12 protein-coding genes and 2 pseudogenes are annotated in these 18,516 nt (G+C 42.2%); 11 read left to right on the forward strand and 3 right to left on the reverse strand.

Features of this window, described 5'->3' with window-relative positions:
- Nucleotides 1-137: 137 nt before the first annotated feature.
- Complete coding sequence (locus tag HT679_RS11280) at nt 138-473, reverse strand: N-acetylmuramoyl-L-alanine amidase family protein (RefSeq protein WP_078137109.1); 336 nt, start codon at nt 471-473, stop codon at nt 138-140.
- Nucleotides 440-4,262 (reverse strand): annotated as a pseudogene (locus HT679_RS05185) (pullulanase). The gene HT679_RS11280 and the pseudogene HT679_RS05185 overlap by 34 nt, the downstream one beginning before the upstream one ends.
- A gap of 475 nt (nt 4,263-4,737) precedes the next feature.
- Here HT679_RS05185 and HT679_RS05190 point away from each other — a divergent pair.
- Nucleotides 4,738-6,735 carry a thiol-activated cytolysin family protein gene (locus HT679_RS05190; RefSeq protein ID WP_173213347.1) on the forward strand — a complete coding sequence of 666 codons (1,998 nt, stop codon included), beginning with the start codon at nt 4,738-4,740 and terminating at the stop codon, nt 6,733-6,735.
- 258 nt (nt 6,736-6,993) lie between these two features.
- On the opposite strand, the pseudogene HT679_RS05195 reads toward HT679_RS05190, so the two are convergent.
- Nucleotides 6,994-7,154: pseudogene (locus tag HT679_RS05195) on the reverse strand (helix-turn-helix domain-containing protein); the annotation flags it as partial.
- A 275-nt stretch (nt 7,155-7,429) separates the two neighbouring features.
- Here HT679_RS05195 and rpsL point away from each other — a divergent pair.
- The 10 genes from rpsL to HT679_RS05245 all read left to right on the forward strand — a co-directional run bounded on the left by rpsL (nt 7,430) and on the right by HT679_RS05245 (nt 18,492).
- The gene (rpsL, locus tag HT679_RS05200) at nt 7,430-7,843 is read left to right on the forward strand and encodes a 30S ribosomal protein S12 (RefSeq protein ID WP_001142332.1); all 414 of its coding nucleotides are present in this window, start codon (nt 7,430-7,432) and stop codon (nt 7,841-7,843) included.
- Nucleotides 7,844-7,862: 19 nt separating this feature from the next.
- Nucleotides 7,863-8,333, forward strand: a complete 471-nt coding sequence (gene rpsG, locus HT679_RS05205; protein WP_000087873.1) for a 30S ribosomal protein S7 — start codon at nt 7,863-7,865, stop codon at nt 8,331-8,333.
- Between the two features lie 278 nt (nt 8,334-8,611).
- Nucleotides 8,612-10,693, forward strand: coding sequence for an elongation factor G (gene fusA / locus HT679_RS05210; RefSeq protein ID WP_000090350.1), 2,082 nt, complete (start codon nt 8,612-8,614; stop codon nt 10,691-10,693).
- Nucleotides 10,694-10,796: 103 nt separating this feature from the next.
- Entirely contained in the window at nt 10,797-15,188 is a 4,392-nt protein-coding gene (locus HT679_RS05215) for a PolC-type DNA polymerase III (protein ID WP_173213349.1), read from the forward strand.
- Nucleotides 15,189-15,290: 102 nt separating this feature from the next.
- On the forward strand, nt 15,291-15,554 hold the full coding sequence (locus HT679_RS05220; RefSeq protein ID WP_049551202.1) for a type II toxin-antitoxin system RelB/DinJ family antitoxin: 264 nt from the start codon (nt 15,291-15,293) through the stop codon (nt 15,552-15,554).
- Nucleotides 15,547-15,825: a type II toxin-antitoxin system mRNA interferase toxin, RelE/StbE family gene (locus HT679_RS05225; RefSeq protein WP_173213351.1), complete on the forward strand. Its 279-nt coding sequence runs from the start codon at nt 15,547-15,549 to the stop codon at nt 15,823-15,825. Before HT679_RS05220 ends, HT679_RS05225 begins: the two co-directional genes overlap by 8 nt.
- A 20-nt stretch (nt 15,826-15,845) precedes the next feature.
- A complete protein-coding gene (locus HT679_RS05230) occupies nt 15,846-15,998 on the forward strand; it encodes a hypothetical protein (RefSeq protein ID WP_173213353.1) in 153 nt (50 codons plus the stop codon).
- Between the two features lie 21 nt (nt 15,999-16,019).
- On the forward strand, nt 16,020-17,261 hold the full coding sequence (locus HT679_RS05235) for an aminopeptidase (protein WP_173213355.1): 1,242 nt from the start codon (nt 16,020-16,022) through the stop codon (nt 17,259-17,261).
- Nucleotides 17,262-17,270: 9 nt separating this feature from the next.
- Entirely contained in the window at nt 17,271-17,501 is a 231-nt protein-coding gene (locus tag HT679_RS05240) for a GlsB/YeaQ/YmgE family stress response membrane protein (RefSeq protein WP_000901572.1), read from the forward strand.
- 268 nt (nt 17,502-17,769) lie between these two features.
- Nucleotides 17,770-18,492: a pseudouridine synthase gene (locus HT679_RS05245; protein WP_138699698.1), complete on the forward strand. Its 723-nt coding sequence runs from the start codon at nt 17,770-17,772 to the stop codon at nt 18,490-18,492.
- Nucleotides 18,493-18,516 lie beyond the last annotated feature (24 nt).

The following is an 18,516-nucleotide window of genomic DNA, read 5'->3' on the forward strand; positions in this document are numbered from 1 at the left end:
GTTTTTTAGCAAGAAGCCGAGACCTAGAAGGGCAAGGAGACTAATTCCTGTAAACAGGAGTTTGTTATCGTTGTGCTTAGTTATATCTAGTTATATCTAGTTATATCTAGCTATGCAAAGGTTATACAGTAGCAGTTTTAGCTAACCCATTCACCGTTTTCATTGACCAAATAGCCTTCAACTCTTGTATTAACTGCAAGTTTACCTGATGAATCAACATAGTACCATTTGCCAGAAACTTCAAACCATTGATTTTCTTTCATAGCTCCTGATGGCTCAAGATAGTACCAAGTATCTCCATCCTTAACCCAACCGGTTGACATAGAACCGTTACTATTTAGGAAGTACCAAACATTGCCATCTTTGACCCATCCAGTTACCATAGAGCCATCATCTTTTAGATAATACCAAGTATCTCCATCTTTTATCCAACCAGTAGCTAGAGAACCGTCTGCTTTATGGAAATACCAGATGCCATTTTCTTGTTTCCAACTAGCTTTAGTTGTCTGATTTGGAGTTTCCGATTTCTTATTTGTATAAGCTGGAGTATAGGAAGTGACAATAGTTTGAGTAGGCGTAGATGGAAGTGATTGAGTATTATTGTCCTTATGTGGTTGTTCAGCTTGTGAATCAGCTGTAGCTTGGCTAGGTTTATTTTCCGCATCAGCTACTGTTGCAGATGGTTTAGTAGAATCAGGTCTAGCTTCTGGAGCTGGGTCTTGATGTGCAGGGTGAGAAGCTTCATTTTGATGTTCAGGCTTGGAAGGGGTTGAGTCTGGTTTCTCTTCTGCAGTTGACTCATGGCTAGTTCCATTTTGAGAGACTCGAAGAACAGTAGCTGTAAGGGCATTCAATTTCAAGCCTTTTTCAGTCCATTCAAGTCCTTTCGGGTTGGCAATTCCGACTGGTCCTGCTTGGTTCTCATCTGCCAAAACTTCAACATTTCTGAGGTGGGCAAAGGCAGTTCCCAAATTAAATTCGCGAGCTTTTTCGTCCGCATTGACAAAGACTGCGTAGATATCACCGTTTGGAGCAGTAATTTGGTAGCCAATCACTACGTCCTCTTTTTCCACACCATTTTGGCCTGGGACAGTGATGAGGTGGACACGATCTTTGATATCTTGAAGACTCTTAAGTCGGAAGGCATCTGTAGATTGACGAAGGGCAATCAAACCTTTCATATAGTCACGGCTCTTGACATTTTCAGGATATGCTTTTCCATCTGTAGCCTTAGTCCAGTCAAACTTGTTGACTGCATCGCTAGAATCGTAAGAGTCATGGATGAAGTAAGGATAGTCAAACGGATTGCCATCCTTATCACGCAACAAGTGAGATTTGTTTGGTTGTTTGTCCTCTGCTACTGGAGTCTTGTAGGCTGGGTCACGGAATTGTTTAGTACGTCCATATTCCTGACCGGAGTGGATAAATGGAGTTCCTTGAGCTGTCAAGACCATGAGATTTCCAAGTCGTAAACGACGGTGGATTTCAGCATAGTTCTCAGCCTTGCTTGGGTCTTTTTTGATAGACTGGGCAATGATGTCAAAGAGGGTCAAGTTATCATGGGCTGCGATGTATTGGATGACATCTCCAGGACTGTCTGCTTCAAAGTTGGTTGGTTGAGCAATGAGATTTTTGAAGACAGTGTTGACATCACGCTTGCCACCTGTGATAAAGGCAGGTTGACCTTCGTTTGGATAACCAGATTTGAGGTTGTTACGGATGTCATCTGAAAAGACAGCGACAGTATCGGTATGTTTCATCCAATCTTGGTCAGCAGCTTTAGTAGGCATATTTTCATCACCAGCATAGGTTCTCCAACCTTCACCAAGCATGATTAGGTTTGGATTGAGGGCGCGTGCAGCCTTGTAAGCTTCTTCGATAGAAGCGGCGTCATGGTCTCCCATCATATCGAAACGGAAGCCATCCACTTTGTAGGTATCAACTAGATATTTGATAGAGTCAACTAGGATCCGTTTACTCATATGGTGGGTTGTCCCCAAGCGTCCACCACCAAAGCTAGTTCGAGGTGTCCCATCAGCATCCATAAAGTGGTAGTAGTTTGGTTCTAAATCTTCAAAGAGATCGACTTTGGCTGTATGGTTATAAACTACGTCTAGGATAGCTCCCATGCCACGTTTGTGGATTTCGTTGATGAGGTTTTTAAATTCTGCGATTCGTTTTTCTGGATTCTTAGGATCGCTTGAGTACATACCAGTCAATGAGAAGTAGTTTTGAGGGTCATATCCCCAGTTGTAGTTGCTGTTGCTTGAAGCATAGTCAGACAAGCGTTCATGGTTTTTCAATTCATTGACAAAGTAGTAAGACAAGACTGGAAGGAGCTGGATGTGGGTCACACCTAAGTCTTTGAGATAGTCTAGTTTTTCGATAAAGGCTTCAAAAGTACCAAATGGCTTAGTCAAATCTTTTGCGATGGCAGGATCTGAAGTGAAGTCACGCACATGAGCTTCGTAGATAACGGCATCTTCACGAGTCTTGAAGTTGTGAATCTTACCATAAGTCAAGTCTTGAGGTCCGAGTTTGGCTGGATTTACAAAGGCAGCTTTAGCCACTTTATGGGCATCGTCTGTTTTTGCAAGATCGCTGTTCCAAGCAGCGAGAGATTTAGCGTAAGGATCGAGTGCAAGAACAGTTTTCCCTTGACGCTCGATTTGGTATTGATAATAGTATCCAGTGAAATCTTTGATGCCTAATTTGTTTGTGCTATCTAGAGTTTGTTTCCAAGTTCCTCTTTCCCCTTTTTCAAGAGCGACAGTTCCAACTACTTTGTCAGGGTCATTCTTGTCGTAGACAACAACAGAAACCTTATCAGCACTTGGTGACCAAAGGGTCAAATCAACTTGTTTTCCTTCTTCTTTTAAGTCAGCTCCAAGTTTGCCATCATAGCTGTAAGTCTCATCTTTAAGGCGCCAGCTTGTTTTGGTAGTGAATTGGTCGGAATTGTAGCTAACGGTATAAGGATGTTTTGTGTCAGAGAAATCTCCGCTGTAGGTCACTTTCTTACCAGCTTCATCGATTGCAACATCGGTGATAGTTACTTTGTTTCCTAGGTGATTAGTGATGTTGGAGTGTTTGAGGATATCCTCTTTTTTAGCACCGACTAGTGTTGAAAAACTACTTTCAATGCTAGATGTTCCTACGTGTTGGGCTCCTGTCATACGGATATCATGGACATAGTATGGATTTGTGTAAATCGATTCGTCATCGTCTTTTAGAAAAATTTGGCTATGATTTTTCAAATCTGTGAACTTATAATCTTCTTTACGGATTTTCACGTCGTCTCCTTGTTTGCTCTCATCTAGTAATAAAAAGCCAAATTCTTTGGCGGCATCCTTAAGAGGGATGTCGATATAGCGACCATATTTGCCTGTAGCCGTAAAGTCTGTTCCGTCAGGCCATTGAGCGCTACTTGGATTTTTCACATCTCCCCAGTACCAGAGAGATTTCTTGTCATAGTTGCCATCCGTGCGGTAGTAGTTGACGCGAACAGTTCCTGCAGGTTGTGGTTCGTAAGAGAAAACCTTGTAATCTTGGTCCAACCAAGCCTCGTTCATTTTTGGAACTAGTTTTTCTACAGATTTATCGCCGGTTAGATTTTTTCCAGCTGTATTGTTGATGAGGAAGCTAATTTTCTTGGCTTGTTCTCCCTTTAATTTGACATCTAGGTAGTAGCCATAGTCATCTTTTTTGGCATCCTTAAAGGACAAGGCTCCGTTAGGCCAGTTTTCAGATGGTTTTTCAACATCGTCCCAAGTCCATAGTCCTTGAGCATCCTTGTTTTCTTCAGGAAGTTTTTTGACATGGATACGGAAGTAATTGTCTTCGATTGGCTCTTCTGCCTTAGTTTCAGTCGTTACTGGACTAGCAGAAGTGGTTGGCTCATTTGAACGATCTTGTCCGGTTTGTGGTGCTGAATCGGCTAGGCTTGCAACAGGAGTTGTTGGCTCTGTTGCAGGTTTTTCTTCTTTTTTCTCTAGGGAAGCGTTTGCATTTTCGGGTGAAGAAATATCACTTTCTTTCTTACCAGAGCCAGCTGCTGTATCAGTGAGAGGTTGGGCAAGGATGGTTGTATTTCCGTTGCTGGGTTCGTTAGTGGTTGTTGTACTTTCGTCGGCTGAGATAGTTGGCGTAGCCATAGCAAGTAGGACAAGGCTTGCGCCGATAAGGACAGAACCAGTTCCATTTTTGAGGGAACGGATGCTGTAGACCATTTTTTTCTCAGTTTGAGCTGGTGTTTTTCTCATAATGATTCTCCAATCAATAAATTTCTATATCAGTATAGCATGTAGCAAAATAATATGCAAGCGTTTTCTTTGGTTTGTCAAAGAAATTCTTACTTTTGAGAAGTTTTCCGTATTATTTTATATATCAGTATAAATGGTGGAGATAAAAATGTCACATAAGACAAGACGTATTATTAGGAAGAGGATGTGTTCTCAGATATTTTTATTCAGAAATTGATCTCTAATATTTCTTTTAAAAAGTTCATCTAGCGAAACTATAAATAGGAAGAGAAAAAGCTAGCGCTTCTCAAGTTTTATCTAGTTTCCAAACTATAGTATTTACTGGAAATCTAAAGAAAATATCAGAAAAATTCAGCAAACGTTTTCTTCTTATTTTCTTGACTTTTTTGCTGGTTTGTGCTTGACTTTTACTTGAAATTTGATAGACTATAGACAAATAGGAAAACGTATTCATTTAAAAACGGAGGAATAAGGAATGAATCAAGAAAAACGTTTGCATCGCTTTGTCAAAAAGTGTGGACTCGGTGTGTGTAGTGCTGTTGTTGCGGCCTTTTTATTGAACGCTCAGGGAGTAGCTTTGGCTACAGAGCAAGGGAATCGTCCAGTTGAGACAGAAAACATCGCTCGTGGAAAACAAGCTAGTCAAAGTTCTACTGCTTATGGAGGAACTGCTATACGAGCAGTGGATGGTAATGTTGATAGTGACTATGGGCACCATTCTGTAACGCACACAAACTTTGAAGACAATGCTTGGTGGCAAGTTGATCTTGGAAAAACAGAGAATGTTGGAAAAGTTAAACTTTACAATCGTGGAGATGGGGATGTAGCTAATCGTCTTTCCAATTTTGATGTTGTTTTGTTAAATGAAGCAAAACAAGAAGTTGCTCGTCAACACTTTGATAGTTTGAATGGGAAGGCAGAACTTGAAGTTTTCTTCACCGCCAAAGACGCTCGTTATGTAAAAGTGGAGTTGAAAACTAAAAATACCCCATTGAGCTTGGCAGAAGTGGAAGTATTCCGTTCAGCAACAACTCAAGTTGGACAGGATAGAACTGCACCAGTAGTAGATCAAACATCAGCATTGAAAGACTACCTTTTTGGCTTAACTTATAATCCTTTGGATATTTTAACTCGCAAGGGAGAAACCTTAGAAAATCGCTACAACACAAGTGCTAAGGAACAAAATGGAGAGTTTGTCGTTGTAGAAAAAATCAAGAAAACCCTCTCTACAGGCACAGCAGATGTTTCCATCAATGGAAATCAAAATGTCTTCCTAGGTGGCTTGTATAAGGCAAACCAAAATCTGCTAGAAAATCAGCCAGAATTGATTAGTCTTGCCCGTGCAAAGGGGACAGTCAGCGTCGATTTACCTGGTATGATTCAGTCTGACAGCCGAATTGAAGCAGATCCTACAACTAGTGGTATGCAGTCTGCGATGAATACCTTGGTTGAAAGATGGACAAAGAATTACTCATCTAGCCATTCCGTTCCTGCCCGTGTTCAGTATGAATCAACTACAGCCTATAGCATGAACCAATTGAAAGCAAAATTTGGTGCAGACTTTGAAAAAGCAGGTGCACCGCTCAAGATTGACTTTGAGGCTGTGCAAAAGGGTGAAAAGCAAATTGAAGTTGTAAACTTCAAACAAATCTACTATACAGCGACATTTGATGCACCGACCAATCCAGCGGCTGTATTTGACAAGAGTGTGACACCTGAAGATTTAAAACAAAGAGGCGTTGATTCACAAACTCCACCTGTATATGTATCAAACGTTTCTTACGGACGTCAAATCTATGTTAAGTTTGAGTCAACAAGTAAGTCTACTGAATTAAAAGCAGCTATCAATGCGGTTATCAAAGGCGCAACAATTGCTCCAAATTCTGAATGGAGCCGTCTATTGAAGAATACTTCTGTAACAGCGGTAATTGTAGGAGGTAATGCTAGCGGTGCCGCCAAAGTTGTCACAGGAACAGTCGAAAACTTGAAGGAACTCATCAGAGAAGGAGCTAACTTTAGCGCTCAAAGTCCAGCTGTGCCAATCTCATATAAGACTGCCTTCCTAAAAGATAATGCCCAAGCAACTTTACAAAATAGTACAGACTATATCGAAACGAAGGTTACTTCTTACAAAAATGGCTTCTTGAAACTTCATCATAAGGGTGCTTATGTTGCGCGTTACTACATCTATTGGGATGAAATTACATATGATGAACAAGGAAATCCAGAAATCCGTTCACGTCAATGGGAAGATAACGGAAAAAACAGAACTTCAGGCTTCCAAACAGAGATTCAATTTAAAGGAAATGTCCGTAATCTTCGCATCAAGGTTCAAGAAAAGACGGGTCTTGTATGGGAACCATGGCGTACAGTTTACAACCGCACAGACTTACCACTAGTACAACAGCGTACAATTACACATTGGGGAACAACTCTAAACCCTAAAGTTGATGAAAAAATTGTGAATGAGTAACGATTTGATTTACTTGATTCGATAGTAAACAGTGAAGAGGAGAAACTTCGATTTCTCCTCTTTTATGATTGACTTTTGAGAGAATGAAAAGGGTAACTTCTATAGCAGATTGAAACTAGAATAGTACGTTGTTGCTATTAAAACATTTCTAGAAATTAAGTTGACTTTCCCAATAGATTTGTTCATGTCTTATTTCAATTCAATATAAAACTAACTTCCAGTTTTCCACAACCTAGCTTTTAGTATGAGAAAAAATGCGTTGTTACAGACATAAGGAGCTTTTTGAGAAGTGGGCAATCCGTGCAATCAGATTTGACGGATGTTGGATGCATGATGCGATTGCGCTTAATTTCCTTTGAAATCGTTGACGGGCCTTTTCCCATATTCTCAACGATGGAACGGAAAGTCTCACACTTAATTCCACCATAAAAATCCGTTTTAGACTAATTTCCACTTTGGTAAGGCAAGTGGAAATTACTTTGAGAACTTACCCCCCAGCTAAAAATAACAATAAAAAAGAAAAATATCTTGACAACCAAGGGAAAATTTTGTTACAATAATAGACAGTACTTTTTACTTTTGGTCTCTCAAGAGTGTACAGGGACGTGCTGACAAATGTTGCAAAAGTACACACAGATGATAGCTGTCACCAAGTGTATCATCACCAAAAATAAAAAAACACAGGAGAATGTAGATGCCTACAATTAACCAATTGGTTCGCAAACCGCGTAAATCAAAAGTAGAAAAATCTAAATCACCAGCTTTGAACGTTGGTTACAACAGTCATAAAAAAGTTCAAACAAACGTTTCTTCACCACAAAAACGTGGTGTTGCAACTCGTGTTGGAACAATGACACCTAAAAAACCTAACTCAGCCCTTCGTAAATTCGCTCGTGTACGTTTGAGCAACCTTATCGAAGTTACTGCCTACATCCCAGGTATCGGACACAACTTGCAAGAGCACAGCGTGGTGCTTCTTCGTGGTGGACGTGTAAAAGACCTTCCAGGGGTACGTTACCATATCGTCCGTGGTGCACTTGATACTGCAGGTGTTAACGATCGTAAACAAGGCCGTTCTAAATACGGTACTAAACGTCCAAAAGCATAAGGAAAGGGGATAAAGAGAAATGAGTCGTAAAAATAGAGCTCCAAAACGTGACGTATTGCCAGATCCGCTTTACAATTCACAACTAGTTACTCGTCTTATCAACCGCGTTATGCTTGACGGTAAACGTGGTACAGCTGCTTCAATCGTTTACGGTGCTTTTGAGCAAATCAAAGAAGCTACTGGCAACGATGCACTTGAAGTATTTGAAACAGCTATGGAAAACATCATGCCTGTACTTGAAGTACGTGCACGTCGTGTTGGTGGTTCTAACTACCAAGTCCCAGTTGAAGTTCGTCCAGAACGTCGTACAACACTTGGACTTCGTTGGTTGGTAACAATCGCTCGTCTTCGTGGTGAACACACAATGCAAGACCGTCTTGCAAAAGAAATCTTGGATGCTGCTAACAACACTGGTGCAGCTGTTAAGAAACGTGAAGACACTCACCGTATGGCTGAAGCTAACCGTGCATTCGCACACTTCCGTTGGTAAGATTAAGATACTAAGGGCGTTAAAAAAGCGACTGAAAATTAGGAAGCTTGACGAAGAATCGAAGATTCTAGGAGAGCTTATCTATTTTCCGAGCTTTTAGCCCGGGTTCAAATTAGCTAAATCGATTAGTATTAGCTATAACTCAACTTACCAGCTCGTAAGTTGAAACCAACAATAGCATGAAAACATTGAGAACGGGTAGGTCCTGCCTATCCGTTTTTATTAAAATCGTGTTATAATAGAATAGAAATCAAAAATAAATAGGAGAAACAAACCTCATGGCACGCGAATTTTCACTTGAAAAAACTCGTAATATCGGTATCATGGCTCACGTCGATGCTGGTAAAACAACTACAACTGAGCGTATCCTTTACTACACTGGTAAAATCCACAAAATCGGTGAAACTCACGAAGGTGCGTCACAAATGGACTGGATGGAGCAAGAGCAAGAGCGTGGTATCACTATCACATCTGCTGCGACAACAGCTCAATGGAACAACCACCGCGTAAACATCATCGACACACCAGGACACGTGGACTTCACAATCGAAGTACAACGTTCTCTTCGTGTATTGGATGGTGCGGTTACCGTTCTTGACTCACAATCAGGTGTTGAGCCTCAAACTGAAACAGTTTGGCGTCAAGCAACTGAGTATGGAGTTCCACGTATCGTATTTGCCAACAAAATGGACAAAATCGGTGCTGACTTCCTTTACTCTGTAAGCACACTTCACGATCGTCTTCAAGCAAATGCACACCCAATCCAATTGCCAATCGGTTCTGAAGATGACTTCCGTGGTATCATCGACTTGATTAAGATGAAAGCTGAAATCTATACGAACGACCTTGGTACAGATATCCTTGAAGAAGACATCCCAGCTGAATACCTTGACCAAGCTCAAGAATACCGTGAAAAATTGATTGAAGCAGTTGCTGAAACTGACGAAGAATTGATGATGAAATACCTCGAAGGTGAAGAAATCACTAACGAAGAATTGAAAGCTGGTATCCGTAAAGCGACTATCAACGTTGAATTCTTCCCAGTATTGTGTGGTTCTGCCTTCAAGAACAAAGGTGTTCAATTAATGCTTGATGCGGTTATCGACTACCTTCCAAGCCCACTTGATATCCCAGCGATCAAAGGTGTTAACCCAGATACAGACGAAGAAGAAACTCGTCCAGCATCTGACGAAGAGCCATTTGCAGCTCTTGCCTTCAAGATCATGACTGACCCATTCGTAGGTCGTTTGACATTCTTCCGTGTTTACTCAGGTGTGCTTCAATCAGGTTCTTACGTATTGAACACTTCTAAAGGTAAACGTGAACGTATCGGACGTATCCTTCAAATGCACGCTAACAGCCGTCAAGAAATTGACACTGTTTACTCAGGTGATATCGCTGCTGCCGTTGGTTTGAAAGATACTACAACTGGTGACTCATTGACAGATGAAAAAGCTAAAATCATTCTTGAGTCAATCAACGTTCCAGAACCAGTTATCCAATTGATGGTTGAGCCAAAATCTAAAGCTGACCAAGACAAAATGGGTATCGCCCTTCAAAAATTGGCTGAAGAAGATCCAACATTCCGCGTTGAAACAAACGTTGAAACTGGTGAAACAGTTATCTCTGGTATGGGTGAGCTTCACCTTGACGTCCTTGTTGACCGTATGCGTCGTGAGTTCAAAGTTGAAGCGAACGTAGGTGCTCCTCAAGTATCTTACCGTGAAACATTCCGCGCTTCTACTCAAGCTCGTGGATTCTTCAAACGTCAGTCTGGTGGTAAAGGTCAATTTGGTGATGTATGGATTGAATTTACTCCAAACGAAGAAGGTAAAGGATTCGAATTCGAAAACGCAATCGTCGGTGGTGTGGTTCCTCGTGAATTTATCCCAGCGGTTGAAAAAGGTTTGGTAGAATCTATGGCTAACGGTGTTCTTGCAGGTTACCCAATGGTTGACGTTAAAGCTAAGCTTTACGATGGTTCATACCACGATGTCGACTCATCTGAAACTGCCTTCAAGATCGCGGCTTCACTTGCCCTTAAAGAAGCTGCTAAATCAGCACAACCAGCTATCCTTGAGCCAATGATGCTTGTAACAATCACTGTTCCAGAAGAAAACCTTGGTGATGTTATGGGTCACGTAACTGCTCGTCGTGGACGTGTAGATGGTATGGAAGCACATGGTAACAGCCAAATCGTTCGTGCTTACGTTCCACTTGCTGAAATGTTCGGTTACGCAACAGTTCTTCGTTCTGCATCTCAAGGACGTGGTACATTCATGATGGTATTTGACCACTACGAAGATGTACCTAAGTCAGTACAAGAAGAAATCATTAAGAAAAACAAAGGTGAAGACTAATCTGTCCTCACTCTAGAAGGAAGTCACTTAGTGGCTTCCTTTTGTCTTTAGAAAACACCTCTAAATATGGTAAAATAGTAGGAGAATAATGTGAGGAAAATAAATGTCAAACAGTTTTGAAATTTTGATGAATCAACTGGGGATGCCTGCTGAAATGAGGCAGGATCCTGCTTTATCACAGGCCGATATTGAGCGAGTTGTGGTTCATAAAATTAGTAAGGTATGGGAGTTTCATTTCGTATTTTCTAATATTTTACCGATTGAAATCTTTTTAGAATTAAAAAAAGGGCTGAGTGAGGAATTTTCTAAGACAGGCAATAAAGCTGTTTTTGAAATCAAGACTCGGTCTCAAGAATTTTCAAATCAGCTCTTGCAGTCCTACTATAGGGAGGCTTTCTCTGAGGGACCATGTGCTAGTCAAGGTTTTAAGTCTCTTTATCAAAATTTGCAAGTTCGTGCGGAGGGGGACCAACTCTTTATTGAAGGATCTGAGGCGATTGATAAGGAACACTTTAAGAAAAATCATCTTCCTAATTTAGCCGAACAACTTGAAAAATTTGGTTTTCCAACTTTTAACTGTCAAGTAGAGAAAAATGATGTGCTGACCCAAGAGCAGGAAGAGGCTTTTCATGCTGAAAATGAGCAGATTGTTCAAGCCGCCAATGAGGAAGCGCTCCGTGCTATGGAGCAACTGGAACAGATGGCACCTCCTCCAGCGGAAGAGAAACCAGCCTTTGATTTTCAGGCCAAAAAGGCTGCGGTTAAGCCAAAGCTAGATAAGGCAGAGATTACTCCTATGATTGAAGTGACGACGGAGGAAAATCGTCTGGTCTTTGAAGGGGTTGTGTTTGATGTGGAGCAAAAAGTGACCAGAACAGGGCGTGTTTTGATCAACTTTAAAATGACGGACTACACTTCAAGTTTTTCGATGCAAAAGTGGGTTAAGAACGAGGAAGAGGCCCAGAAGTTTGATCTAATTAAGAAAAATTCTTGGCTCCGAGTGCGTGGGAATGTGGAGATGAATAACTTCACACGCGATTTGACGATGAATGTGCAGGATGTGCAGGAAGTTGTTCACTATGAGCGGAAGGATTTGATGTCAGAAGGTGAGCGTCGGGTTGAGTTTCACGCTCATACTAACATGTCGACTATGGATGCTTTGCCAGAGGTAGAAGAAATCGTTGCGACAGCTGCTAAGTGGGGACACAAGGCGGTTGCCATCACGGATCATGGAAATGTTCAGTCCTTCCCACACGGCTATAAGGCGGCCAAAAAAGCGGGAATCCAGTTGATTTATGGAATGGAAGCCAATATCGTGGAGGATCGTGTCCCTATCGTCTATAACGAAGTGGAGATGGACTTGTCGGAAGCGACCTATGTGGTCTTTGACGTAGAAACGACGGGGCTTTCAGCTATCTATAATGACTTGATTCAGGTTGCGGCCTCTAAGATGTACAAGGGGAATGTCATTGCTGAATTTGATGAATTTATTAATCCTGGTCATCCCTTGTCAGCCTTTACTACTGAGTTGACTGGAATTACAGATGACCATGTCAAAAATGCTAAGCCACTGGAACAAGTTTTGCAAGAATTCCAAGAATTCTGCAAGGATACAGTCTTAGTTGCCCATAATGCTACCTTTGACGTTGGCTTTATGAATGCCAATTATGAGCGTCATGGTTTGCCTAAGATTAGTCAACCAGTGATTGATACGCTGGAGTTTGCTAGAAACCTCTATCCTGAGTACAAACGTCATGGTTTGGGGCCTTTGACCAAGCGTTTTGGTGTGGCTTTGGAACATCACCACATGGCCAACTACGATGCGGAAGCGACTGGTCGTCTGCTCTTCATCTTTATCAAAGAGGTGGCAGAAAAACATGGTGTGACTAATCTAGCTAGACTCAACATTGATTTGATTAGTCCAGATTCTTATAAAAAAGCTCGGATTAAACATGCGACCATTTATGTCAAGAATCAAGTAGGGCTAAAAAATATCTTTAAGCTGGTTTCCTTGTCTAATACCAAGTACTTTGAAGGGGTGCCACGAATTCCGAGAACGGTTTTAGATGCCCATCGAGAGGGCTTGATTTTAGGATCAGCCTGTGCAGAAGGTGAAGTTTTTGATGCAGTTGTTTCCCAAGGTGTGGATGCGGCAGTTGAGGTGGCCAAGTATTATGACTTTATCGAGATCATGCCACCAGCTATCTATGCGCCCTTGATTGCTAAGGAGCAGGTCAAGGATATGGAGGAACTCCAGACCATTATCAAGAGTTTGATAGAAGTTGGAGACCGTCTTGGTAAGCCCGTTCTAGCTACGGGAAATGTCCATTATATCGAACCGGAAGAAGAGATTTACCGTGAAATTATCGTCCGTAGCTTGGGACAGGGGGCTATGATTAACCGAACTATCGGGCATGGAGAACATGCCCAACCAGCACCACTTCCAAAGGCTCATTTTAGAACGACAAATGAAATGTTGGATGAATTTGCCTTCTTGGGAGAGGAATTAGCTCGGAAATTGGTTATTGAAAATCCCAATGCCTTGGCAGAAATCTTTGAACCCGTTGAGGTTGTTAAGGGTGACTTGTACACGCCTTTCATCGACAAGGCTGAAGAAACAGTCGCTGAATTGACCTACAAGAAAGCTTTTGAGATTTATGGAAATCCGTTGCCAGATATTGTCGATTTGCGGATTGAAAAAGAACTAACCTCTATTCTGGGGAATGGATTTGCTGTGATTTATCTGGCATCGCAGATGCTGGTGCAACGTTCCAATGAACGGGGTTACTTGGTTGGTTCTCGTGGGTCTGTCGGATCTAGTTTCGTTGCGACCATGATTGGGATTACGGAGGTCAATCCTCTATCTCCTCACTATGTCTGTGGTCAGTGTCAGTACAGTGAGTTTATCACAGACGGTTCTTATGGTTCAGGATTTGATATGCCCAATAAGGACTGTCCAAACTGTGGTTATAAACTCAGTAAAAACGGACAGGATATTCCTTTCGAGACCTTCCTTGGTTTTGATGGAGACAAGGTTCCCGATATTGACTTGAACTTCTCGGGAGAAGACCAGCCTAGCGCCCATTTGGATGTGCGTGATATCTTTGGTGAGGAATATGCCTTCCGTGCAGGAACGGTTGGTACGGTGGCTGCCAAGACCGCTTATGGTTTTGTCAAGGGTTACGAGCGAGATTATGGCAAGTTTTATCGTGATGCAGAGGTTGAACGCCTCGCTCAAGGTGCAGCTGGTGTCAAGCGGACAACGGGACAACACCCGGGGGGAATTGTTGTTATTCCTAACTACATGGATGTCTACGATTTTACGCCTGTCCAGTATCCAGCAGATGACGTGACGGCTGAATGGCAGACCACTCACTTTAACTTCCATGATATTGATGAGAACGTCCTCAAACTCGATGTACTGGGACATGATGATCCGACTATGATTCGGAAACTTCAGGACTTGTCTGGGATTGACCCTAATGAAATTCCTATGGATGACGAAGGCGTGATGGCACTCTTTTCTGGGACGGATGTGTTAGGGGTAACACCTGAGCAAATCGGAACGCCTACGGGCATGCTGGGGATTCCAGAGTTTGGAACCAACTTTGTCCGAGGGATGGTCGATGAAACCCATCCGACGACCTTTGCAGAATTGCTTCAGCTCTCAGGTCTATCCCACGGTACCGACGTTTGGCTGGGCAATGCTCAGGATTTGATTAAGCAAGGGATTGCGGATCTATCGACTGTTATCGGTTGTCGGGACGACATCATGGTTTACCTCATGCATGCGGGTCTGGAACCTAAGATGGCCTTTACCATTATGGAACGGGTACGTAAGGGCTTGTGGCTCAAGATTTCCGAAGAGGAACGCAATGGCTATATCGAAGCCATGAAGGCTAATAAGGTGCCAGAGTGGTATATCGAGTCCTGTGGGAAAATCAAGTATATGTTCCCTAAGGCCCATGCGGCAGCCTACGTTATGATGGCCTTGCGTGTAGCTTACTTCAAGGTTCACCATCCTATTTATTACTACTGTGCTTACTTCTCAATCCGTGCGAAAGCCTTTGATATCAAGACTATGGGGGCGGGCTTGGATGCCATCAAACGCAGAATGGAAGAAATCTCTGAAAAACGGAAGAACAATGAAGCCTCTAATGTGGAGATTGATCTTTATACAACTCTTGAGATTGTCAATGAGATGTGGGAGCGTGGTTTCAAGTTTGGCAAACTCGATCTCTACCGTAGTCAGGCAACAGAGTTCCTCATCGATGGGGATACCCTCATTCCGCCATTTGTAGCAATGGATGGTCTGGGAGAAAACGTTGCCAAGCAGCTGGTGCGAGCGCGTGAAGAGGGAGAATTCCTCTCTAAAACAGAATTGCGCAAACGTGGTGGACTCTCATCAACCTTGGTTGAAAAGATGGATGAAATAGGTATTCTGGGAAATATGCCAGAGGATAATCAGTTGAGTTTGTTTGATGAGTTGTTTTAAAAAAATTGTTTAATCATCTATCCAAAGAGGCTAATGTATATCCAATAGATTTACATTAGCCTTCTTTTTTGTTAAAATAGTCTATAGAAAGAGGGTGAGAGTATGTCAAAGACGAGTATGAGCATCCGTCTGGATAGTGAGGTTAAGGAGCAAGCCCAACAGGTGTTTAGTAATCTGGGAATGGATATGACAACGGCTATTAATATTTTCCTTCGTCAGGCTATTCAATATCAGGGATTACCTTTTGATGTTAGACTAGATGAAAATCGGAAGTTGCTCCAAGTGTTAACGGATTTAGACCAAAATCGTAATATGAGCCAGTCTTTTGAATCAGTCTCAGACTTGATGGAGGACTTGCGTGCTTAAGATTCGTTACCATAAACAGTTTAAAAAAGATTTTAAGTTGGCTATGAAGCGTGGTTTGAAAGCAGAATTACTGGAAGAAGTTTTGAATTTTCTGGTTCAAGAAAAAGAACTTCCTGCCAAATATCGTGATCATCAATTGACGGCATCCAAGTATTTTCAAGGAGTTCGTGAATGTCATATCCAGCCAGATTGGCTTTTGGTTTATAAAGTAGACAAGGATGAATTGATTTTAAATTTGCTTAGGACAGGCAGTCATAGTGATTTGTTTTAATCTATTTTAAGGAGGTTCTCATGAAACTAAGAATTTTTGCGGAAGACAAGCCGGCTGAGAAGGTATTTGAATATCAATTAGAACTTGCTGATCAGACAATTCTTCTATCAACAGGACTCTTGTCTGGTGCTATTGCTTTAGCAGGATTATTCTCTGCTTTGAAAGAAAAATAAAAATAGAAAAGAGAAAATAACATGGTTTTACCAAATTTTAAAGAAAATCTAGAAAAATATGCGAAATTATTGGTTGCGAATGGAATCAATGTGCAACCTGGTCACACTTTGGCTCTCTCTATCGATGTGGAGCAACGTGAGTTGGCTCACTTAATCGTCAAAGAAGCTTATGCCTTGGGTGCGCATGAGGTCATCGTTCAGTGGACAGATGATGTCATTAACCGTGAGAAATTCCTACATGCTCCGATGGAGCGTCTGAATAATGTGCCAGAATACAAGATTGCTGAGATGAACTATCTCTTGGAAAATAAGGCTAGCCGTCTTGGGGTTCGTTCATCTGATCCAGGTGCCTTGAACGGAGTGGATGCTGACAAGCTATCAGCTTCTGCCAAAGCTATGGGACTTGCCATGAAGCCAATGCGTATCGCAACTCAATCCAACAAGGTTAGCTGGACGGTAGCAGCCGCTGCTGGACTTGAGTGGGCTAAGAAAGTCTTTCCAAATGCTGCGAGCGACGAAGAAGCAGTCGATCTTCTTTGGGACCAAATCTTCAAAACTTGCCGTGTCTATGAAGAAAATCCTGTTAAGGCTTGGGAAGAGCATGCAGCTATCCTCAAGAGCAAGGCAGATATGCTTAATAAAGAACAATTTTCAGCCCTTCACTACACAGCGCCAGGGACAGATTTAACACTTGGTTTGCCGAAGAACCACGTTTGGGAATCAGCTGGTGCTATCAATGCACAGGGCGAAGGATTCTTGCCAAATATGCCGACAGAGGAAGTCTTCACAGCGCCTGACTTCCGTCGCGCAGATGGTTATGTCACTTCTACAAAACCGCTTAGCTATAACGGAAATATTATTGAAGGTATTAAGGTAACCTTTAAGGATGGACAAATCGTTGACATCACTGCTGAGAAGGGCGATCAAGTCATGAAAGACCTTGTCTTTGAAAATGCGGGTGCGCGTGCCTTGGGTGAATGTGCCTTGGTACCAGATCCAAGCCCAATTTCTCAGTCAGGCATTACCTTCTTTAACACCCTTTTCGATGAAAATGCGTCAAATCACTTGGCTATCGGTGCAGCCTATGCAACTAGCGTAGTTGGTGGAGCGGAGATGAGCGAAGAGGAGCTTGAAGCTGCGGGGCTTAACTGTTCAGATGTTCACGTAGACTTTATGATTGGTTCTAACCAAATGGATATCGATGGTATCCGTGAAGATGGGACACGTGTACCACTCTTCCGTAACGGAGATTGGGCAAATTAAGGAGATAATATGTTAGGAAGTATGTTCGTTGGTCTCCTAGTGGGATTTTTAGCAGGTACTCTGACCAATCGTGGAGAGCGAATGGGATGTTTTGGAAAAATGTTTCTAGGCTGGATTGGTGCCTTTATAGGCCACTTGCTTTTTGGGACTTGGGGACCGATAATAGCAGGAACTGCCATTATTCCGGCAGTACTAGGTTCCATGATTGTCTTAGCGATTTTCTGGAGACGAGGAAGTTAATTTCTTAAATCTGATACTCAATTAAAATCAAAGAGCAAACTAGGAAACTAGCCGCAGGCTACTCAAAGCACTGCTTTGCGGTTGTAGATAGAACTGACGAAGTCAGCTCAAAACACCGTTTTGAGGTTGCAGATAGAACTGACGAAGTCAGTAACATATATACGGCAAGGCGACCTTGACGCGGTTTGAAGAGATTTTTGAAGAGTATGAAACGAAAAGGAGGTTGGTCATTGTACCAGCCTCCTTTTGAGTATGATATAATAGTTCTATGAGATTAGATAAATTTTTAGTTGCCTGCGCTGTGGGAAGTCGGACTGAGGTCAAAAACTTGCTCAAGGCTGGGCGCGTGACGGTAAATGGTAAAAAAGAAAAATCAGCTAAATTGCAGATTGATGAAGAAAGAGATGAGATTCGCTTTGATGGGCAAGTGTTGGAGTATGAAGAGTTTGTCTACTATATGATGAACAAGCCCCAAGGAGTTATCTCAGCGACTGAGGATCCCAAGCACAGAACCGTTCTGGACTTGTTGGATGATATTGCTCGGAGCAAGGAAGTTTTCCCAGTAGGGCGCTTGGATATCGATACGCATGGACTCCTGCTCCTGACCAATGACGGTCAGCTTGCCCATGCTCTTCTTTCACCCAAGCGTCATGTGGATAAGACCTATCTGGCTCAGGTCAAGGGAATTATGACACAAGAAGATGTGGAGATATTTGCTGAGGGTATTCCTCTCAAAGACTTTACTTGTCAACCCGCTAGACTGGAGATTCTTTCCACAGATGCAGAAAAGAATCAGAGCCAAATCCGTGTGACTATTGCAGAAGGAAAGTTTCATCAGGTCAAGCGTATGGTGGGCTACTGTGGCAAGGAAGTGGTGGACTTGCAACGATTGACTATGGGAACTTTAGTATTAGATGAGAACCTGGAACGAGGGGAATGGCGTCGCTTGACCAAGGAAGAATTAGAAATTCTCCTTGCTAGTATTGCTTAATTTGATTTATATTTGAAAAAGGTG

It is taken from the genome of Streptococcus sp. 4886, assembly GCF_013276485.1.
Lineage (GTDB): Bacteria > Bacillota > Bacilli > Lactobacillales > Streptococcaceae > Streptococcus.

What these genes read in the sequence shown, in the direction of transcription:
- HT679_RS05190 (WP_173213347.1), top strand. Translation starts at nt 4,738, where the DNA reads ATGAATCAAGAAAAACGTTTGCATCGCTTTGTCAAAAAGTGTGGACTC.
- rpsL (WP_001142332.1), top strand. Translation starts at nt 7,430, where the DNA reads ATGCCTACAATTAACCAATTGGTTCGCAAACCGCGTAAATCAAAAGTA.
- rpsG (WP_000087873.1), top strand. Translation starts at nt 7,863, where the DNA reads ATGAGTCGTAAAAATAGAGCTCCAAAACGTGACGTATTGCCAGATCCG.
- fusA (WP_000090350.1), top strand. Translation starts at nt 8,612, where the DNA reads ATGGCACGCGAATTTTCACTTGAAAAAACTCGTAATATCGGTATCATG.
- HT679_RS05215 (WP_173213349.1), top strand. Translation starts at nt 10,797, where the DNA reads ATGTCAAACAGTTTTGAAATTTTGATGAATCAACTGGGGATGCCTGCT.
- HT679_RS05220 (WP_049551202.1), top strand. Translation starts at nt 15,291, where the DNA reads ATGTCAAAGACGAGTATGAGCATCCGTCTGGATAGTGAGGTTAAGGAG.
- HT679_RS05230 (WP_173213353.1), top strand. Translation starts at nt 15,846, where the DNA reads ATGAAACTAAGAATTTTTGCGGAAGACAAGCCGGCTGAGAAGGTATTT.
- HT679_RS05235 (WP_173213355.1), top strand. Translation starts at nt 16,020, where the DNA reads ATGGTTTTACCAAATTTTAAAGAAAATCTAGAAAAATATGCGAAATTA.
- HT679_RS05240 (WP_000901572.1), top strand. Translation starts at nt 17,271, where the DNA reads ATGTTAGGAAGTATGTTCGTTGGTCTCCTAGTGGGATTTTTAGCAGGT.
- HT679_RS05245 (WP_138699698.1), top strand. Translation starts at nt 17,770, where the DNA reads ATGAGATTAGATAAATTTTTAGTTGCCTGCGCTGTGGGAAGTCGGACT.